The sequence below is a fragment of the Klebsiella sp. HMSC16C06 genome (assembly GCF_001808325.1).
GTDB classification, from domain to species: domain Bacteria; phylum Pseudomonadota; class Gammaproteobacteria; order Enterobacterales; family Enterobacteriaceae; genus Klebsiella; species Klebsiella variicola.
The window spans coordinates 20,003-37,975 of the sequence record NZ_KV792976.1 but is presented as its reverse complement, the minus strand read 5'-3'; the positions used below and the strand labels follow the sequence as shown (position 1 = coordinate 37,975).

The window sequence follows — 17,973 nt, the reverse complement described above, 5'->3', positions numbered from 1 at the left end:
AGCCTGTGTGGCCTGCCTGAAAGGTGCCGCCGAAGCGGCACGTGAATCACCGTCTTTAACGCAGAATTAGTGCCACTGCCTGAAGCGACGGATGTAGAACGTTTTCATGCCCTGCGCCACGCAGCAGTAGGCGAGCAGGGTGCCGACCAGCCACGGGAAGTACTGCCACGGCAGCGCCTGCAGCCCAACCAACGGCCCGAGCGGAGAGAACGGCACGTAAATTCCAATAGCCATAATCAGACCGGTCATCATCAGTACCGGCCAGGCGGCGGTGCTCTGAATGAACGGAATTTTCTGGGTACGCAGCATGTGCACCACCAGCGTCTGCGACAGCAGGCCTTCAACGAACCAGCCGGACTGGAACAGGGTCTGCATGTGTTCGCTGTTGGCGCTGAACACAAACCACATCAGCGCAAAGGTCGTCATGTCAAAAATGGACGAGGTCGGGCCAATCCAGACCATAAAGCGGCCGATGTTTCTTGCATCCCACTTGCGCGGTTTGCTCAGGAACTCTTTGTCCGTTTTGTCCCACGGCAGCGCGAGCTGGGAGATGTCGTACATCAGGTTTTGCAGCAGCAACTGGATCGCGAGCATCGGCAGGAACGGAATGAACGCGCTGGCCACCAGTACCGAGAACACGTTGCCGAAGTTGGAGCTGGCGGTCATGTTCAGGTATTTCATAATGTTGCCAAAGGTCTCGCGGCCTTTGATAACGCCTTCTTCCAGCACCATCAGGCTCTTTTCCAGCAAGATGATGTCGGCCGATTCCTTGGCGATATCGGTGCCACTGTCGACCGAGATACCCACGTCGGCATCGCGCAGAGCAGGGGCATCGTTAATGCCGTCACCGAGAAAGCCCACCGTATGACCGTTGGCCTGCAGCGCCTTCAGCACGCGTGATTTCTGCAGCGGCGTTAGCTTGGCGAACACCGTGCGCTCTTCCACCAACTGCTGCAGGGCCGTGTCGCTCAACGTCTCAATCTGCGGGCCGAGTACCGGTTCGCCTGGCTCCAGTCCCACCTGGCGGCAAATCCGCGTAGTGACAATCGCGTTATCGCCGGTCAGCACTTTGACTGCGACGCCAATATCCATCAGGGCAGCAATCGCCGGACCCGCGCTCTCCTTAGGTGGATCGAGGAAGGTGAGGAAGCCGCGGATAATCAGATCGTGCTCATCAGCGGTGCTGTACAGTCTTTTTGCTTCGGCTTTCGGAATGTCGCGCGTAGCGACCACCAGAACGCGGAAGCCGTCTTTGTTGTAGTCGTTCGCCATCGCCAGCATGGCGTCACGGCGCTGATCGTCGAGGGGGATAACCTTGCCATTCTCTTCCATGTGGGTGGCGATGCTCAGCATCTCCTCCACGGCGCCTTTGCACACCAGCAGATGATTGCTCTGGCTGTCTTTCACCACAATCGACAGGCGACGGCGCACGAAGTCGAACGGCATCTCATCGACTTTGCTGTACCCCTGAGGTTGCACAAAGCCCGACTCATTTTCAGAGAAGTAAATGACCGCCTGATCCATCAAGTTTTTGATGCCGCTTTGATAGTGGCTGTTGAGCCAGGCCAGCGCCAGCACGGACTGATTTTTCTGACCGTGCGTGTCGACGTGGTGCTCAAGGATGATTTTATCCTGCGTCAGGGTGCCGGTTTTGTCGGTGCACAGCACGTCCATCGCGCCCAGGTTCTGAATCGCGTTAAGGCGCTTAACCACGACTTTACGCTTCGCCATGGCCACCGCGCCCTTGGCGAGGTTGGCGCTGACGATCATTGGCAGCATTTCTGGCGTCAGGCCTACGGCGACGGCCAGAGCAAACAGCAGGGCATCCCACCATTCGCCCTTCATCAGGCCGTTAATCAGGAACACCACCGGCACCATCACTAGCATAAAGCGGATCAACAGCCAGCTGACGCTGTTCACCCCGCGGTCAAACGCCGTTTGCGCCCGGGTGCCGACAATCGCTTTTGCCAGTGAGCCAAAGTAGGTCCTTGGCCCGGTCGCCACCACGACCGCCTGAGCGGTGCCGCTGACAACGTTGGTCCCCATGAAGCAGATGTTAGGCATATCCAACAGATTTTCGTTATCAACCGCCTTGTCGTGCGCGGATTTCTGCGCCACGTCGCCGAGGGTGTCGTACTTCTCAATCGGCAGCGCTTCGCCGGTCAGGACGGCCTGACTGATAAACAGGTCGCGTGATTCGATCAAACGGACGTCCGCCGGGATCATGTCGCCTGCATAGAGCTGCACGATATCGCCCACCACCAGCTCGCGCATCGGGATTTCACGCGGGGTTCCTTTTTGCCCGGTGTGTTCGCGACGAACGACCGTCGCGGTGGTGCGAACCATCGCTTTCAGCGCTTCGGCCGATTTGGCCGAGCGGTGTTCCTGCCAGAAGCGCACCAGTCCGCTGAGGGCAACCATGGTGCCGATGATTATCACCGTCGTCAGGTCGCCGTCTTCGCCATGGCTGGTGGGCAGCCAGTAGTCGGTGAAGAAGCTGATCCCGGCGAGAATGGCGAGCACATAAATAAACGGGTTGTTAAACGCCATCAGTAGCTGGATCAGCGCGTGCGGTGGCTTGTCATGAGTCACTTCGTTCAGGCCATCCCGCTCCAGCCGGGCATTTGCCTGGGCTTCCTGCAGCCCTTCCCGGGTAGTGTTGAGGTTGACCAGGGTTTCTGCGATACCGTTTTGGGCTTCCTGGGCGGCACGCATAGACAGCGTGCTTTTTTTATTTCGGTTCTTGATTTGTACAGTCATGGTGCTGCTCCTGTCGCCGGGCGGCAGCAGGCTTTTTACGGTAAGACCCGGATTAAGGGCGGCCGAAAATAGCCCGATGTCGCATCAGCGATCGGTTTTAATTAATTTCGCACAGGGCTTCCCGCTGTTTATTATTAAAAAAATAAACAGGCGTGAAGTTTATATTTTGTTTTATTTGGACGTGATTATTCCTGCCGATGTACAAGTATGAATACATCAGTGAATAAACAGGTACCAGCAGTGACTTAACTCAGCGTGACGCACGAAAACGGGCTGCGGCATAGCGCGCAAACACGGCCTACGGCGTAACGGCTGAATCAGGCGACGAAGGGGCGACTTTGTGGGTCTTCGCCATCAGAGAAGCGGCAACGACGCTCCAGCTGGCCGGTGACAGGACTGACGCGCCAGTTAGTAATGCGTTGATTCAACTCGCTGATTTTCGAAGAGAATATAGAACTTTGCTGTTTTTTACGCGCAGACGACACCCGATCGCGGGGCGGCCGGACACGCAGCGTTGATGTCATGGTTTTGACACCAGGAAAAAGGGTAGATTTGAAGTTCATAACACACCTCGGGACCGTGAAAACTCTGGTCGAGGTGGGACAACACGAGAGCATCAGGCTCCGGCGAGACACACCAAAACGAAGAAGTGATCACAATCGATTTTATGTTTACTTGTCCGAATAACCGTTAAGGCCATATTCGGACCGCTACTAAATTCAGTATCCATTAGTCTCTTATGTCAGATTAGGAAAGGCCACAACTTAGGCCCATGAAATCTACCCATAGCCAATGTTATTGTCAACCCATTCATATCAATTTAAATCTTCGTTTATATTTTGTGTAGAAACATCAAATCGTAGATTTAATCATTGGTGTTTTTCGGACGGTCGTGAAAAGGAAAAATAGCGGTCAGTGCGTTCAATTGTGGACCACCCTCGGCGCTGCGTCAGATAACGCGCTTTATCCCTGCACCGCAGCCGGAAAAACCGCCGCCAGCCATTCAATAAAGACGCGGAGCCGGGGCGGCACGTGCCGGTGCCGGGCATAGACGACGTGAAAGGGATAGGGGGCCGGGCGCCAGGCGCTGAGGATCTCCACCAGCTTGCCGCTTGCCAGCGCGGGTTTTAGCGAATAGGTAAAGGTTTGCACAATGCCTAAGCCCGCCTCGCCGGCGGCAATATGCGCGTTGCTCTCATTGATGCCGAGATGGGGCTCTGTCTTGAGCTCGGTACTGACGCCGTGACGCGTAAAGCGAAACGGAAACGCTCTGCCGCTGGCCGGCGACAGATAGCTGATGAGCTGGTGGCCATGATGGAGTTCATCCGGCGAGGCGGGCGTGCCGCAGCGCTGAAGATAGCCAGGGGTGGCGCAGGTGACCAGCGTCGCCTCGCCGATTTTACGGGCGATCAGCGTCGAGTCATCCATCGGCCCGCCGCGGATGGCGCAGTCAATATTGCCGCTGATGAGGTCCGCGGGTTTATCGGCCACCTGCAAATCAATACGGATATCCGGCCAGGCGGTCATAAAGTCCGCCAGCAGCGGGATCAGCACATCGCACGCGGTCGACCCACCGATGGCGATCCGTAGATGGCCCTTCGGCTTATTGTGGGCGGTATTGAAGGAGGCGTCGATCTCTTCCAGGTCTTCCAGCAGGCAGCGAGCTTTTTCATAGTACTCCCGTCCTTCCGGCGTCACGGTAATACGCCGGGTGGTGCGCTGCAGGAGGGAAACCCCCAGGTGCGCTTCCAGTTGCTTGATGGTTTTGCTGAGCGTGGCGTTGGGCATATCCAGCGAGTCCGCGGCGCGGGTAAAGCTGCCGGCTTCGACAACGCGGGTGAAGGCTTTGAGGGCTGAAAATCGGTCCATTATTCGCAGTATCCTGGTTAGCGGGCGTCCATTATCCACGGAGGGGAAAAGTGTTTTTCAGATTAGGCCATTTTTCCGCCTCTTTGAGGCGATTACAGTGCTTTCCATACCCGGCGGGGCGCTTTCGCGAGCCTGGCCTGTTTATACTCTAACCAAGGAAATGCACCATGAGCAAAAAACTTGCGGATAAAGTGGCGTTAGTGACCGGCGGCAGCACCGGGATTGGCCTGGCGTCGGCGAAAGCGCTGGCGGAGCAGGGCGCGAAGGTGTATATCACCGGCCGCCGACAGGAGGAGCTGGATGCGGCGGTAAGATTCATCGGGCCCGCCGCCCGCGGGATCCGCGCCGACGCCGCCGTGTTAAGCGACCTTGACGCGGTATTTGCGACCATTGCCGACGAGTCCGGCCGCCTGGATGTGCTGTTCGCCAATGCTGGCGGCGGGGATATGCTGCCACTCAGCGCCATCACCGAAGCGCACATCGAGCGGATATTCGCCACCAACGTGCGCGGGGTGGTGTTCACCGTCCAGAAAGCGCTGCCGCTGCTCACCGACGGCGCCTCGGTGATTTTGACCGGCTCTACGGCGGCAGTCAAAGGGACGGCGAACTTCAGCATCTATAGCGCCAGTAAAGCGGCGGTACGCAGCCTGGCGCGCTCCTGGGCGCTGGAGGTGAACGATCGCGGGATCCGCATCAATGTCGTCAGCCCGGGGCCGGTGCGTACCCCGGGTCTGGGAGGACTGGTTGCGGAGGCGGACCGCCAGGGCTTGTTCGACGCCCTGGCCGCCAGCGTACCGCTCGGGCGGCTGGGCGAGCCGGAGGAGATTGGCAGGACGGTGGTATTTTTAGCGTCTGACGAGTCGAGCTTTATTAACGCCGCAGAGATCTATGTCGACGGCGGAATGGCGCAAATCTAAGCACAGTCTGTCGCCAGGCGAGCCGCCCCGGCGGATACCGGGGCGGCTCGTGGTTATGGCGATCGCTTACTCACCGTCCGGGTGGGCAGCTTATTGCGCGCCCAGCTGTTTCATCAGCGTCAGGTTATCTTCAATATGCCAGTTGGCGGCAATTTTACCGCCGCTGATCTGATAGATATCGGTGGCAATAAAATCGATATTTTGTCCCTTACCCTTCCGGGTGCCGAAGGTCCCGGTAAAGTGGCCATGAAAATGTAAGTGTGAGACCACCCGGTCACCGGCCACAATCATTTGTTCGACATCACAGCGTAAATCCGGCACCGCCTGACGAAATGCTCTGGAGGCGAGGATCGCGCCTTCCGGCCCTTGTCGGCGCCCTTCCGGGGGCGTTTTATCGATAAAATTCCCCGCCAGCGCCGCCCGGGCCAGCGTTTCATCTCCAGTATTCCAGAACGTGGCGTATTGCCTGGCGACATATTCATTGGCGGCGCGTGTGGCAGGGGGAAGGCCGCTGTCAACGATGAGCTGGGCTGGCTTCAGCAAACCCTGCGGGGCTGAAAACGCGGAGCCGGATATCCCGGCAAGCAGCAACGCGGTGGCGCAGCGCCGCAGCGTGATGCCGCGTCTGGCCTGCGCGCAGACAACAGTGAAACTACGGCTGGCAGGTAATATTTTGCGGGTCATTTTCACTCTTTATGCTCCGTATAGAAGGGATAGTCGGTATAGCCCACCTCTGTCCCGCCAAACAGCGTGGCGGGATCGCTGACGGTCACCAGCGGCCAGCGGTGCTGAAGCCGCTGCGGCAGGTCAGGATTAGCAATAAACGGGCGCCCGAAAGCCACCAGGTCGGCGAAACCGGCGGTGAGGATACGTTCCGCCTTTTGCTGATCGTAATTGCCGGCCACGATCAGGGTGCCGCTGAAGCTCGCGCGCAGCGTGTCACGAAAGTGCTGGGGAACGGCTGGCGCATCGTCCCAGTCCGCCTCCGCCAGGTGGATAAAGGCGATACCCTGCTGTTCGCACCAGGCCGCCAGGGCAAGGATGGCGTCGATCACCTGCGGGTCGTTCATCCCGCGCTGGGTAATGAAGGGGGAAAGGCGGATGCCCGTCCGCTCGCGGCCAATGACGTCGCTGATGGCGGTCAGCACCTCCTGGGCAAAACGGATCCGGTTGCTCAGGCTACCGCCGTACTCATCAGTACGCTGGTTGGCGGTACGCCGCAGGAACTGGTCGATCAGATAGCCATTGCCGCCGTGCACTTCCACGCCGTCAAACCCCGCCGCTATCGCATTGCGCGCCGCCTGACGGTAATCGGCGACAATACGCTGAATATCCGATCGGGAGAGCGCCCGCGGCGGTGGGCAGTCCACCATCTGGCCCCGGCCTTGCTCATCCACCACCCAGACCTGGGCGTCCGGCGCCAGCGCCGACGGGGCCACGGGGTGCCCATCCGCATGAAAACGAGCGTGCGACATCCGCCCCACGTGCCAGAGCTGAGAAAAGATAACGCCGCCAGCCTGGTGAACGGCCCCGGTCGTCAGCTGCCAGCCGGCAATCTGCTCAGCGGAATGCAGGCCAGGCGTCCAGGAGTATCCCTGTCCCTCAGGAGAGATTTGCGTCGCCTCCGTGACGATCAATCCGGCGCTGGCGCGCTGGCGGTAATATTCCGCCATCAGCGCGGAGGGGATATTTCCGGGCTGCAGGGCGCGCGCCCGGGTCATGGGAGCCATGACGATGCGGTTTTTCAACGGCAGCGTGCCGATGCGGTAACGATCGAAAAGTGAGAGGCTGTTCATACGGGTGTCCCTTGCGAGTGGAATGAAAATCACTTTACAGTCGGGATCTGATTTTGATAATTAGGCTAAAATCAGATTCACTTTTCAGGAAATACGAAAAATGGGCAAGCTGGAAGATATGGCGCTGCTGGTGGCTGTCGCCGAGGCGGGGGGACTCTCCGCCGCCGGCAGACGGTTATCGCTCTCACCGGCCACCATGACGGCCCGCCTGAAGGCGATGGAAGAGCGTTACCAGACCCGCCTGTTCCATCGTTCCACGCGCGCTATCACCCTGACCAGGGCGGGGGAAGATTTTTATCATGCCGCGCGGCGCGTACTGGAGGAGGCCCGCCATGCCGAATCGTTGCTGACGCAAAAGGAAGGCGTGCTGAGCGGCAATATTCGTCTTTCCGCCCCCTCCGACTTTGGCCGACAGTATCTTAGCCCGGCCATCGTCGACTTTTCCCGCCGTCACCCCGAGGTCACGTTTTCCGTGTTCTTAGGGGAGCGCGTGGAGGATCTGGTCGCCAACCGGCTGGATATGAGTATTCGCGTCGGTAACCTGCCAGACAGTAGTTTGGCGATCCGCCATATCCGCCCCAACCACCGGGTGCTGGTGGCTTCGGAGGCTTATCTTGCTACCCACGGAACGCCTGCCTCCCTCGACGAGTTGCACCATCACCGCTGTCTGGCGCTGGAGCGGCACGGTGTGGTGATGAATGAATGGCGCTTCGAGGAGGCGGGAAAGGAGCGCGTGGTGCGGGTGACGCCGGCGATGGTCTGCGACGATGGGGCACTGCTGCGGCAGTGGGCGCTCAGCGGGGCGGGGATCGCCGGTAAATCATGGTGGGATGTGAAGAGGGATGTCGAGGAGGGACGGCTTCAGGTGCTGTTTGCCGAGCGCTTCACCGGATTCAGCCCCTTAGACCGCAAGGAGGTTGGGCTGCAGTTTGTCTTTCCCCAGCGAAAGCTGCAGCCGCCACAGGTGTCGGCGTTTATGGCGTTTTTTATCGACTGGCTGGGAGAGTCATCCCCCTCCAGCGCGAGGCGAAGGTGAGCAGAACATGACCTCAGCGCATCTGGCTGAGGATAATACGATCGAAAAGACGGTCGCCCAGCCAGACACGCATCCGGATAAGCAATTTGGCATACTTACCGACGGCATAACGGGGGCGTGGATTTGAGGCCTTCACCGCGACCAGGACTACCTCGGCGATCGTCTGCGGGTCGCTGCCGGTGCCATGGCCGTACGTTTTTTGGATCGACAGGGCGACCCCTTTTACCAACTGACCATACGGTCCTGTGGCCGAACGTTTGACAATACTTTCACTGGCCGCATCGCCGAAGCCGGTTTCAATCACTCCAGGTTCGATGATAACCACCTTGATGCCGAAGTCGGCAACTTCCAGCCGCAGGCAGTCTGACCACCCCTCAAGTGCATGTTTGGTGGCGTGGTACCATGCGCCGAGGACGCTATACATCTTCCCGCCCATAGAAGAGATATTGACAATATATCCGCGACGGCGGGCGCGCATCGCGGGAAGCAGTAGTTGCGTGAGATGCGCCGCGCCGAAGAGATTGACCTCAAACTGGTAGCGAGCCTCATCGATGCCGATCTCTTCGACCGGGCCATACAGGCCAAAACCGGCATTATTGACCAGTACATCGACCCCTCCGGTCTGAGACAGAATGGTGTTCACGACCGCCAGCCGATCGTCCTGTCGTGAGAGATCCATCTGCAGGCATTGGGCCCCTAGCGAAGCCAGATCGTCCATTTTCCCGAGCTGCCGGGCAGCAACGTAAACCTGGTAACCCTCCTGGATAAGACGACGGGCAATGGCTTTCCCCATCCCTGACGATGCGCCGGTGACCAGCGCGGTTTTCTTTTCCTGAATAAACATAAACACCTCGGCAAGTAGACTGCGCTGAGTGTGCCTGCTGTCAGGCGCGGTGTCGCTGGCACGGTACGCCACAATACTGGCAAAGCGCGCCATGACGCGCGCTTAGTTGAGGCGCATCATGTCTCTGAGGGTTTCTGGCGTCTGGCCGGTCCACGCCATAAAAGCCCGATAGAAGGAATTCGGATCTTCAAAACCGAGCAGAAAGGCGATCTCATAACCGGAAAGCGTGGTATTGAGAAGATAGTGGCGAGCCAGCGCTTCGCGACAAGCGTGAACAAGGGCGCGATAATTCTCTCCCTCCTGCTCCAGCCTGCGCTGCAGGGTGCGTTTGCTCATTCCCAGACGTTGCGCCGTATTGTCGATAGAGGCGTCGTTGCCCGGCAGAAGCTCCAGCAGGACTGCATGAACACGTTCAGCCGTTGAGGCCTGATCGCTAAGCTGGCTGAGACGACGCTGCAGCTCCGGCTCAAAGACCTGCCACATACCCTCGTTCACCGTCAAAAAGGGCCGCAGGGCATCAGCGGCGGCAAAGCTGATGGTCGCCCGCTTTCCACGCTGTATGGTTGTGCCGAAGAAGGCTGAAAAGTGGTGGGTCTGCTGGCGGGTGAGGGGCTGTGAGAGCGTTACTTTCACGGCCTGAACCGGTTCGCGGGTGGCCAGTCGGTTCAGACGAAGTAAAAATGCCAGCTCTGCCACTTCCAGAGAGGCAGGGATTTCTGTTGCTCCCAGCCAGCGCGGAGACACTGTCAGCGTGCCGTTCTGCACGACCGTCGTCTCCAGCGCCATGGGGGCAATAAGCAGTTTATACTTGGCCAGCCGCTGGACCGCCTGCATCATGTGGGTACTACACAAGGCGGCGAACAGCGGGGGATCAAACACTTCCGCAGAGACCCTTTCTACAAAGGGCAAAGGAAAGGCCTGATCGTCGCTTTCTTTTTCCAGCACGCGCCAGAAACGCAGATACTCATCGGTAGTCAGACCGCGATTGATGTCTGAAAAGGTGTCGTCCGGCAAACCGGCCTGGCGGAGGAGATGTTCAGGTTCCATCCCTGCGTCTTTGAGCAGCGCTCGCCAACGGAGATTGAGAGAAAAAGTGCGGTTGCGTGCCATGGTGAAATTTCCAGCAGTGAACAGGGCTTTGATGTGCAACGCCCCCTGATAAGAGCATACCTTTTCCCACCCGCCAGTGACATTCCTCTTGCGCCATATTTGAAGTAAAGCACGCCAGCAATGAGAAGGGGGAACGGATGTGACCCGCGGGGTCGTTAGCCACCTATAGAGTCTTGATCTCAAATATGATTAGATAGCTTTCACTTAAAACCAGTAAGTAGCTGCCATGAATCTCAGGGAAAAAATCATTAATGAATTCGGCGGGTTGTCGCCCGAGCTGCAACGCGCCGCCGAGTTCTCACTGCAAAATGCCAGCCAACTGGTGGTGTTATCGATGCGTGCCTTCGCGGCGGAAGCCGGGGTAAAACCGGCGACGCTGCTGCGTCTGGCGCAGCGGCTGGGTTACCGCGGCTGGAGCGAGCTGAAAAGCGATTTCATTGACGACCTGGGGCTGCGCAATGATACGTACGTATCAAAAGCGGAAAAAATGATGGCCCGCGGCACGCAAACGCAGCTGTATAAAGAGGTTTTTCAGGCGCATCAGGCGAATCTGACCTTTACGCAAAACGAAAATGCGCAGGAGATGGAGCAGGCGGTGACCTTGCTCGATAGCGCGGAGAATGTCTATATCTGCGGATTCCGCGCCAGCTTTCCAATCGCGTGGTCGCTGTTTTATGTCTATCGACTGTTCAACCGGCAGGTATCGTTAATCGATGGCCTGGCCAGCAATATCGAAGTTTTCACCCGCGAACTGACCAACCGGGATTGCGTCTTACTCACCAGCTTTGCGCCCTATTCACGCGAATCACTGGATGTTTTACGGGCAGCCCGGCAGGCAGGGGCGAAGATCCTCGCCATTACCGACTCGCCGGTTTCCCCCTTAGCGCAGGCGGCAGACTGCACGCTGCTGTTTTCCATCGACAGTCCGTCATTTTTCCCTTCCGTGGTCTCCGGCATGGGGCTGGCGGAGTGTTTACTGGCGATGCTGGTGGTGCGCCACGGCCGGGAGGCGGTGAGTAAAATTGAAAGTGCCGAACGCTATCTTATCGATTCTGGCGTCTATGTGATCCCCGGTAAATCCTGATAAATGATTCAAATGTATCTGGTATAAGAATTATGGATGCATTTATATCTTTATTTCGTTGACGTGATCCAAATGGATCCTGCAAGATACGCTCAATTAATGTAGCGGATTCAGGAGCAGAACCCAGTATGAGTCATGTCATTCACCGCAGCCTGCGTAGCACGCCGATCGTGGCCTCACGTGCCCAGGGGGCCTATATCTTTGATGCCCAGGGAAAGCCGTATCTTGATGCCTGCGGCGGGGCGGCGGTTTCCTGCCTCGGACACGCACACCCTGATGTGCTGGCGGCGATGCACCGCCAGATCGATCAGCTGGCCTATGCGCATACCAGTTTTTTTACCAGTGATGTCGTGGAACAGCTGGCCGAACATCTCACCCGCACGGCGCCCGGCGAGCTTAACTATGCCTACTTTGTCTCGGGCGGATCCGAGGCAATAGAGACGGCGCTGAAGATGGCGCGGCAGTACTTTGTGGAGATCGGCCAGCCATCGCGCACCCGATTTATCGCCCGTAAACAGAGCTATCACGGCAATACGCTGGGCGCGCTGGCGGTGGGCGGTAACGAATGGCGCCGTCGCCAGTTTGCCCCCTTATTAATGGATGTTATCCGCGTCTCAGCCTGCAATGAGTACCGCGATCGCCGGGCTGACGAGACCCAGCAACAGTATACCGAACGTCTGCTTAATGAGCTGGAGCAAGCCATCCTTGAGGCCGGCCCGGAAACGATTATCGGTTTCTGTGCGGAAACCGTGGTGGGGGCGACGACGGGGGCCACGCCGCCGACGCCGGGCTATCTGAAGGGGGTGCGCCGCCTGTGCGATAAATACGGCATCCTCTATATCGCCGATGAGGTGATGTGCGGTATGGGGCGTACCGGGACGCTGCACGCGTTTGAACAAGACGACGTGGTGCCTGATTTAGTAACCATCGCCAAGGGACTCGGCGGGGGTTATCAGCCGATTGGGGCGGTACTGGCGAGTGAGACCATTGTTTCCGCGCTGAAGGCGGGCAGCGGGTTGTTCCAGCATGGCCACACTTACATTTGTCATGCTACCGCCGCGTCGGCAGCTCTGGCGGTGCAGCAGGTGATTGCGCGCGATAATTTACTGGCTGCCGTCAAGCAGCAGGGCGCCTATCTGCAACAGGCCCTGCGCGAGGTGCTGGGTGAGTTACCGCATGTCGGCGATACGCGCGGACGCGGCCTGTTTGCCGGCGTCGAGCTGGTGCGCGATAAAGACAACAAAACCCCGTTCGATCCTGCCCTGAAGCTGCATGCTGCGATCAAAGCAAATTGTATGGCGCGTGGGTTGATGGTCTACCCCATGGGCGGCACGATCGATGGTCAGTATGGCGATCACATCCTGATCGCGCCGCCGTTTATCATCACCCCGGCGCAGATCGACTTTGTGGTCGATACGCTGAACAGCGTGATCCGCGAAGAGACGGGAAAATTATGATCAATCGTTTACCGCCCCTGGCGGAACAGGAATGGGACGAGCAGCAACGTCAGTTAGCGGAAGAGATCATCAATGGGCCGCGCGGCGCCTTACTGCCGCCTTTTGAGCCGCTGTTACGTAGTCCCGAGCTGATGGCGCATGCCCAGCGTATGGGGGAGTATTTACGTTATCGCAGCGCGCTGGGTCAGCGTCTTTCTGAACTGGCGATTTTGCTGACAGCACGGCACTGGTCACAGCCGGTAGAGTGGGCGATCCATGCGCCAATAGCACGTGAGAAGGGCATCTCTGCCGCGGCGGTGCGGGCGATTAAGCAACGGCGCCCGCCAGACGATCTCCGGCCCGATGAGCAGGTGATCTATGACTTCTGTCAGCAACTGCATCAGCAGCAAAAGGTGAGTGATAGCACCTGGCAACAAGCCGTTGATTTATGGGGTGAGAAGGGCGTGGTGGATCTGATTGGGATAAACGGTTATTACAGTTTTCTCTCCATGGTGATGAACAGCGCCCAGACGCCCGTACCGGATACCACCGACTCTCTATTTTCTGAATAAATTAGCCTTTTCATTCGGGCGCATAATAATGCGCCCTGCATATCAAGTGTTGTTATTGGTTCTTCCGGCGATATATATCGCAGGCTGATATTCGTTGCATGCCATTTCATTGACGCTGAGGGTAATTATGACTGGACTATTTAATAAATTAAAACTGACGCTGGCTTTGGTTATTTGTTCAGCCAGTTTTGTGACAGCAGCCCAGGACAAAATAACGGTGGGCGTGGATACCGCCTTTGTCCCTTTTGAATTTAAACAAGGTGATAAATATGTCGGCTTTGATATCGATTTGTGGGACGCTATCGCAAAGAAAATGCATATCAGCTACGAATTAAGGCCGATGGATTTCGGCGGCCTCATCCCCGGACTGCAGTCGCGTAATCTGGACGTGGCGATGGCCGGCATAACCATTACCGATGCGCGTAAACAGGTCGTGGATTTCAGTGATGGGTATTATAATGCCGACCTGTTAATAGCCGTGAAAAGTACTGATAATTCCATTGCCAAATTCAGTGATTTGACCGGGAAAAAAGTTGGCCTTAAGCAGGGGACGGCGGCGGCCAGCTTTATGAAAAGCAAATATAAAGCGAATTATATCGAGTTTCCGAATATCGATAACGCCTACCTTGACCTTCAGGCCGGCAATCTCGATGCCGTCGTTCACGATTCGCCAAATGTCCTTTACTACGTGAAGACGGTGGGTAATGGCAAGGTCAAATCCACCGGGGAGACGGACAGCATTCTGCCACAGCAATATGGCTTTGCGATGCAGAAAAACAGCAGCCTGACGCCAAAAGTGAACCAGGCTCTGCAGGCCCTGCGTGCCGATGGCACCTACGACAAGATTTACGTTAAGTGGTTTGCTAAACAGCCGAAATAACCCTGCCAGGTCGGAGCGATCCGACCTCATTTCTTCTTGACGGGTAGAATGATGAATTTTGACAGTCGCTATATTTGGGATGCTTTACCGCTGCTGATGCAGGGCTTGCAGCTGACGCTGATTATCTCTTTGTCCGGTTTGTTAGGTGGGTTAATCATTGGCTTGCTGGCGGGAACCTGCCGCGCATTAGGCGGGACAATATCAAAAACGGTATCGCTGGTGTTTGTGGAATTAATCCGCGGAACGCCGATCATGGTGCAGGTGATGTTTATCTACTTCGCCCTGCCGATGGTGTTGCCGGTGCGTATTGACCCGGTTCCTGCCGCTATTATCACCATTGTGATTAACTCCGGCGCTTATATAGCGGAGATCACCCGGGGCGCGATTCTGTCGATCAATAAAGGTTTTAAAGAAGCCAGCCTGGCGATGGGGTTATCGCCACGCAGCACCCTATTACATGTCATTATGCCGCTGGCTTTTCGGCGAATGATCCCGGCATTAGGCAATCAGTGGATTATCAGTATAAAAGATACCTCGCTATTTATTGTGATTGGCGTGGCAGAATTAACCCGCCAGGGACAAGAGATTATTGCCGGTAACTTTCGGGCGCTGGAGGTGTGGACGGCGGTGGCGATGATTTATCTGTTTTTGACATTGTGCCTGAGCTTCCTGCTGAAACAACTTGAGAAAAGGATCCATATTTTATGAGCATGGTTGAATTTAGCGCGGTAGCGAAAAACTTCGGCGCCACTCAGGTGCTGCACGATATCAATTTAAAGATTGAAGCGGGCGAGGTGGTGGTGATCATTGGCCCGTCCGGCTCGGGGAAATCGACCCTGTTGCGCTGCATTAACAAGCTGGAGGAGATCTCTTCGGGAACGCTGCTGGTGGCGGGCATGCATATTACGGATCCGCACGCGAATGAGTGTGATATTCGCCGCGAAGCCGGTATGGTGTTTCAACAGTTTCATTTATTTCCGCATCTGACCGCCCTTGAGAATGTCATGTTTGGTCCGGTTCGCGTGCGTAAGCAGAGTAAGGCCGCGGCGCGGGAGCAGGCGCTGGCGTTGCTGGACCGCGTGGGTCTGCGCGAACGCGCCAACCACTATCCGGCAGAGCTCTCGGGGGGACAGCAGCAACGCGTGGCGATAGCTCGTGCCCTGGCGGTAAAACCCAAAATGATGTTATTTGATGAGCCAACATCCGCTCTCGATCCCGAACTGCGGCATGAGGTGTTAAAGGTCATGCGCTCGCTGGCCGAAGAGGGCATGACGATGGTGATTGTGACCCATGAGATTGGCTTTGCCAGAGAGGTGGCTTCCCGGTTGATCTTTATTGATGGCGGCACCATTGCCGAAGATGGTTCACCTGAGGTGCTGCTCACTGCCAGCAGCAATCCGCGTCTGCAAGAGTTTTTGCAACACGTATCCTGAACATAAGTGAATGATGACAATATGAAAACAATCGCAATCCGTGGTTCCGCCTATGCGGTCGGTCAGCAGCTTGGCGCGTTTGGTCGTGAGGCCTGGCATACTAAAATCAGGCAAACAGCGCTGTGGCAAACCGTAACCGCCCTGAAAACGGCGGAGCAAACCCAGCGCATGCGCGCAACCGTCCAGGCTCAGTTTCCGCTGATCTGGCAGGAGCTGGAGGGCATGGCGGAGGGGCTGCAGGCGCCGGTGGATGAGGTGTTTGCCTGGAACTGTCGCGGCGATCTGGTGCGTTCGACGTCGGATGGCTGCACTACCCTGGCGGGGATAAGCGCTGAGGGCGAGTTAATTATTGCGCATAATGAAGATGGCTTCCCGCAGCTGCGCGGTGACTGCGCCATCGTCCACGTGACACCGGATGTGGGCCTCGCCTTCACCAGCTTCGCCTACCCCGGCTCCCTGTGCGGGCACACCTTCGCGGTGAATGAGAAAGGGATAGTCAATACGGTCAACAATATTCGTGCTGTGCATCGTCCGGAGGGGATGCCGCGCCAGATACTGGCCCGCGCATCGCTGAATGCCACCACGTTAGATGAGGCCATTACCCTGCTGACCGCGACACCGCGCGCGGGCGCGTTTCACCACACACTGGGTCAAATGGGCGATAGCCGTCTGTTTAGCGTGGAAGCTACCGGCTCCGGCAGCTCAGTGCGCCAGCTGACCGCCACCTTTGGGCATGCCAACCATCTGATCCATCCCCAGCTTGCGACCATTGAACAGATCGTGACCGGGAGCTCCGGCTCACGCCAGCAGCGCCTGGACGCGTGGTTGGCGACGAACTCGTCGCTGGATGGGGTAACAGCGAAAGCGATGCTCTCCGACCAGCAGGATCCGCTGTTACCGATTTACCGGCTGTCTGCGGAAGATCCGGATGACGAAAATACGCTGGCGACGGCCATTTTTACCCTGAGCGCGACCCGGGTCGCATGGCAGGTCTTCACCCTGGATCGTGAAAACGCGGTTTTGCAGGGCAGCCTTTAGCCGACTGAGGGCGCTTTCAGCAGGGCGATCAGCAGCGTACTGCACGCCATGATCCCCGCCGCCAGCCACACCATGCCTGACAAGCCCGCAGTGGCGATCAGCTGGCCGCCGACAAGCGCCCCGGTGCCGATGGCGGCATTAAAAATAGCCACGTAAATGGCTGACGCCGGCTGGGCGACCGCGCCTGCGCTGCGCAGCAGCCAGGTCTGTAAGCCGACGTACACGATCGCGATACCGGCGCCCCACAGGGCTAACAGCAGCCCGCTAAAACAGAAAGGCAGGGGCGCAAGCCGTCCGGTGCCGAGGAGCGCCAGCGCGCCTCCGCTCAGCAGCAGTGAAGCAAAAATCAGCCCCTTCAGATGACGGTCGATAAGCTTACCCGCGATAACGTTACCCACCAGCCCGGAAACCCCTGACAACAGCAGCAGGCCGGAGAGGGCGGTCGCCGGTACTCCCTGAAGTGTTATCAGCAGCGGTTCAACGTAGGTGAAGGCGGCAAAGTGAGCGGTAATGATGCAGGCCGTGGCGCCATACAGGCCGCAGAGCAGCGGATTACGGAAGATATCGCGATAAACACCCAGCCTGACGGGGGTGGACGCGGCCAGCGCGGGCAGCGTCGAGCATAGCACTGCCGCTGCGGCCAGTGACAGCAGGGCCACCGCCAAAAACGCGTGTCGCCAGCCCGCCAGGGTGGCGATAAAGCTCGCCAGCGGTACCCCCACTACGCTTGCCGCCGACACGCCGCCAAAAATGATTGCCGTAGCCAGCCCCAGCCGGTGTGGCGGGACCAGCTGCGCGGCGACGATGCCAATTAAGGCCCAGAAGGCGCCATGCGCCAGGGCGCCAATCATGCGGGCGCTCATCAGGGCGAACATGGAATAAGACCGGGTCGCGGCGAGGCAGGAAAGCGCCAGGGTCAGCATCAGCCCGACCAGCAGCGCCTTGCGTGAAATACGCGCTGGCATCGCGCCGGAAAGCAGGGCCGCCAGGGCGCCCACCCAGCCGTAGGCGGTGACGGCAAGCCCCATACCGGATTCCGTCTGGTGAAAATCCGCCGCCAGGGCGCTGAGCATGCCCACCGGCGCCAGTTCGCTGGTGACGATCGAAAAGGCGCAGATCCCGAGCGCAATGACGGCTATCCAGACGCGCGCCGGGGTTGGGTTAAGGGGTAAAGCAATCTCTTTCATGTCAGGCGTAT

Annotated in this window: 17 protein-coding genes; 9 read left to right on the top strand and 8 right to left on the bottom strand. The window is 57.8% G+C overall.

Annotated elements, in window-relative coordinates; translation table 11 throughout:
* Window positions 1-66: 66 nt before the first annotated feature.
* From mgtA to HMPREF3142_RS01020, 3 genes are all read right to left on the bottom strand, one after another.
* Window positions 67-2,760: a magnesium-translocating P-type ATPase gene (gene mgtA, locus HMPREF3142_RS01025; RefSeq protein WP_070611400.1), complete on the bottom strand. Its 2,694-nt coding sequence runs from the start codon at window positions 2,758-2,760 to the stop codon at window positions 67-69.
* Window positions 2,761-3,077: 317 nt separating this feature from the next.
* A complete protein-coding gene (locus HMPREF3142_RS27175; protein WP_224224395.1) occupies window positions 3,078-3,284 on the bottom strand; it encodes a hypothetical protein in 207 nt (68 codons plus the stop codon).
* A gap of 439 nt (window positions 3,285-3,723) precedes the next feature.
* On the bottom strand, window positions 3,724-4,629 hold the full coding sequence (locus HMPREF3142_RS01020) for a LysR family transcriptional regulator (RefSeq protein WP_023322401.1): 906 nt from the start codon (window positions 4,627-4,629) through the stop codon (window positions 3,724-3,726).
* A gap of 167 nt (window positions 4,630-4,796) precedes the next feature.
* Here HMPREF3142_RS01020 and HMPREF3142_RS01015 point away from each other — a divergent pair, with 167 nt between their 5' ends.
* The gene (locus HMPREF3142_RS01015) at window positions 4,797-5,546 is read left to right on the top strand and encodes an SDR family oxidoreductase (RefSeq protein WP_008807653.1); all 750 of its coding nucleotides are present in this window, start codon (window positions 4,797-4,799) and stop codon (window positions 5,544-5,546) included.
* Window positions 5,547-5,636: 90 nt separating this feature from the next.
* On the opposite strand, the gene HMPREF3142_RS01010 is transcribed toward HMPREF3142_RS01015, so the two are convergent.
* Both HMPREF3142_RS01010 and HMPREF3142_RS01005 read right to left on the bottom strand, forming a co-directional pair.
* Entirely contained in the window at window positions 5,637-6,230 is a 594-nt protein-coding gene (locus HMPREF3142_RS01010; protein ID WP_070611395.1) for an ester cyclase, read from the bottom strand.
* A gap of 2 nt (window positions 6,231-6,232) precedes the next feature.
* Window positions 6,233-7,342 (bottom strand): alkene reductase, encoded by a 1,110-nt coding sequence (locus HMPREF3142_RS01005; RefSeq protein ID WP_070611393.1) that lies wholly within the window; start codon window positions 7,340-7,342, stop codon window positions 6,233-6,235.
* 100 nt (window positions 7,343-7,442) lie between these two features.
* Here HMPREF3142_RS01005 and HMPREF3142_RS01000 point away from each other — a divergent pair, with 100 nt between their 5' ends.
* On the top strand, window positions 7,443-8,378 hold the full coding sequence (locus tag HMPREF3142_RS01000; protein WP_012542109.1) for a LysR family transcriptional regulator: 936 nt from the start codon (window positions 7,443-7,445) through the stop codon (window positions 8,376-8,378).
* 13 nt (window positions 8,379-8,391) lie between these two features.
* On the opposite strand, the gene HMPREF3142_RS00995 is transcribed toward HMPREF3142_RS01000, so the two are convergent.
* Together HMPREF3142_RS00995 and HMPREF3142_RS00990 are read right to left on the bottom strand one after the other, a co-directional pair.
* Window positions 8,392-9,222, bottom strand: a complete 831-nt coding sequence (locus HMPREF3142_RS00995; protein ID WP_012968487.1) for an oxidoreductase — start codon at window positions 9,220-9,222, stop codon at window positions 8,392-8,394.
* A gap of 102 nt (window positions 9,223-9,324) precedes the next feature.
* The gene (locus HMPREF3142_RS00990) at window positions 9,325-10,332 is read right to left on the bottom strand and encodes an AraC family transcriptional regulator (RefSeq protein WP_016160728.1); all 1,008 of its coding nucleotides are present in this window, start codon (window positions 10,330-10,332) and stop codon (window positions 9,325-9,327) included.
* Window positions 10,333-10,558: 226 nt separating this feature from the next.
* On the opposite strand from HMPREF3142_RS00990, the gene HMPREF3142_RS00985 reads away from it, so the two are divergent.
* The 7 genes from HMPREF3142_RS00985 to HMPREF3142_RS00955 all read left to right on the top strand — a co-directional run bounded on the left by HMPREF3142_RS00985 (window position 10,559) and on the right by HMPREF3142_RS00955 (window position 16,775).
* Window positions 10,559-11,416, top strand: coding sequence for a MurR/RpiR family transcriptional regulator (locus HMPREF3142_RS00985; RefSeq protein ID WP_008807647.1), 858 nt, complete (start codon window positions 10,559-10,561; stop codon window positions 11,414-11,416).
* A gap of 128 nt (window positions 11,417-11,544) precedes the next feature.
* Window positions 11,545-12,873 carry an aspartate aminotransferase family protein gene (locus HMPREF3142_RS00980; RefSeq protein ID WP_016160729.1) on the top strand — a complete coding sequence of 443 codons (1,329 nt, stop codon included), beginning with the start codon at window positions 11,545-11,547 and terminating at the stop codon, window positions 12,871-12,873.
* On the top strand, window positions 12,870-13,424 hold the full coding sequence (locus HMPREF3142_RS00975) for a carboxymuconolactone decarboxylase family protein (RefSeq protein WP_023297420.1): 555 nt from the start codon (window positions 12,870-12,872) through the stop codon (window positions 13,422-13,424). Before HMPREF3142_RS00980 ends, HMPREF3142_RS00975 begins: the two co-directional genes overlap by 4 nt.
* A gap of 127 nt (window positions 13,425-13,551) precedes the next feature.
* The gene (glnH, locus tag HMPREF3142_RS00970; RefSeq protein ID WP_070611391.1) at window positions 13,552-14,304 is read left to right on the top strand and encodes a glutamine ABC transporter substrate-binding protein GlnH; all 753 of its coding nucleotides are present in this window, start codon (window positions 13,552-13,554) and stop codon (window positions 14,302-14,304) included.
* A 51-nt stretch (window positions 14,305-14,355) separates the two neighbouring features.
* The gene (glnP, locus tag HMPREF3142_RS00965; protein ID WP_012542106.1) at window positions 14,356-15,012 is read left to right on the top strand and encodes a glutamine ABC transporter permease GlnP; all 657 of its coding nucleotides are present in this window, start codon (window positions 14,356-14,358) and stop codon (window positions 15,010-15,012) included.
* Window positions 15,013-15,014: 2 nt separating this feature from the next.
* Window positions 15,015-15,737, top strand: a complete 723-nt coding sequence (gene glnQ, locus HMPREF3142_RS00960) for a glutamine ABC transporter ATP-binding protein GlnQ (RefSeq protein WP_012542105.1) — start codon at window positions 15,015-15,017, stop codon at window positions 15,735-15,737.
* Window positions 15,738-15,758: 21 nt separating this feature from the next.
* Window positions 15,759-16,775, top strand: coding sequence for a C45 family autoproteolytic acyltransferase/hydolase (locus HMPREF3142_RS00955; RefSeq protein ID WP_016160731.1), 1,017 nt, complete (start codon window positions 15,759-15,761; stop codon window positions 16,773-16,775).
* Here HMPREF3142_RS00955 and HMPREF3142_RS00950 read toward each other — a convergent pair.
* Window positions 16,772-17,962: an MFS transporter gene (locus HMPREF3142_RS00950; protein WP_023322407.1), complete on the bottom strand. Its 1,191-nt coding sequence runs from the start codon at window positions 17,960-17,962 to the stop codon at window positions 16,772-16,774. The genes HMPREF3142_RS00955 and HMPREF3142_RS00950 overlap by 4 nt on opposite strands.
* Between the last annotated feature and the right edge of the window lie 11 nt (window positions 17,963-17,973).

What these genes read in the sequence shown, in the direction of transcription:
- mgtA (WP_070611400.1), bottom strand. Translation starts at nt 2,760, where the DNA reads ATGACTGTACAAATCAAGAACCGAAATAAAAAAAGCACGCTGTCTATG.
- HMPREF3142_RS27175 (WP_224224395.1), bottom strand. Translation starts at nt 3,284, where the DNA reads ATGACATCAACGCTGCGTGTCCGGCCGCCCCGCGATCGGGTGTCGTCT.
- HMPREF3142_RS01020 (WP_023322401.1), bottom strand. Translation starts at nt 4,629, where the DNA reads ATGGACCGATTTTCAGCCCTCAAAGCCTTCACCCGCGTTGTCGAAGCC.
- HMPREF3142_RS01015 (WP_008807653.1), top strand. Translation starts at nt 4,797, where the DNA reads ATGAGCAAAAAACTTGCGGATAAAGTGGCGTTAGTGACCGGCGGCAGC.
- HMPREF3142_RS01010 (WP_070611395.1), bottom strand. Translation starts at nt 6,230, where the DNA reads ATGACCCGCAAAATATTACCTGCCAGCCGTAGTTTCACTGTTGTCTGC.
- HMPREF3142_RS01005 (WP_070611393.1), bottom strand. Translation starts at nt 7,342, where the DNA reads ATGAACAGCCTCTCACTTTTCGATCGTTACCGCATCGGCACGCTGCCG.
- HMPREF3142_RS01000 (WP_012542109.1), top strand. Translation starts at nt 7,443, where the DNA reads ATGGGCAAGCTGGAAGATATGGCGCTGCTGGTGGCTGTCGCCGAGGCG.
- HMPREF3142_RS00995 (WP_012968487.1), bottom strand. Translation starts at nt 9,222, where the DNA reads ATGTTTATTCAGGAAAAGAAAACCGCGCTGGTCACCGGCGCATCGTCA.
- HMPREF3142_RS00990 (WP_016160728.1), bottom strand. Translation starts at nt 10,332, where the DNA reads ATGGCACGCAACCGCACTTTTTCTCTCAATCTCCGTTGGCGAGCGCTG.
- HMPREF3142_RS00985 (WP_008807647.1), top strand. Translation starts at nt 10,559, where the DNA reads ATGAATCTCAGGGAAAAAATCATTAATGAATTCGGCGGGTTGTCGCCC.
- HMPREF3142_RS00980 (WP_016160729.1), top strand. Translation starts at nt 11,545, where the DNA reads ATGAGTCATGTCATTCACCGCAGCCTGCGTAGCACGCCGATCGTGGCC.
- HMPREF3142_RS00975 (WP_023297420.1), top strand. Translation starts at nt 12,870, where the DNA reads ATGATCAATCGTTTACCGCCCCTGGCGGAACAGGAATGGGACGAGCAG.
- glnH (WP_070611391.1), top strand. Translation starts at nt 13,552, where the DNA reads ATGACTGGACTATTTAATAAATTAAAACTGACGCTGGCTTTGGTTATT.
- glnP (WP_012542106.1), top strand. Translation starts at nt 14,356, where the DNA reads ATGAATTTTGACAGTCGCTATATTTGGGATGCTTTACCGCTGCTGATG.
- glnQ (WP_012542105.1), top strand. Translation starts at nt 15,015, where the DNA reads ATGGTTGAATTTAGCGCGGTAGCGAAAAACTTCGGCGCCACTCAGGTG.
- HMPREF3142_RS00955 (WP_016160731.1), top strand. Translation starts at nt 15,759, where the DNA reads ATGAAAACAATCGCAATCCGTGGTTCCGCCTATGCGGTCGGTCAGCAG.
- HMPREF3142_RS00950 (WP_023322407.1), bottom strand. Translation starts at nt 17,962, where the DNA reads ATGAAAGAGATTGCTTTACCCCTTAACCCAACCCCGGCGCGCGTCTGG.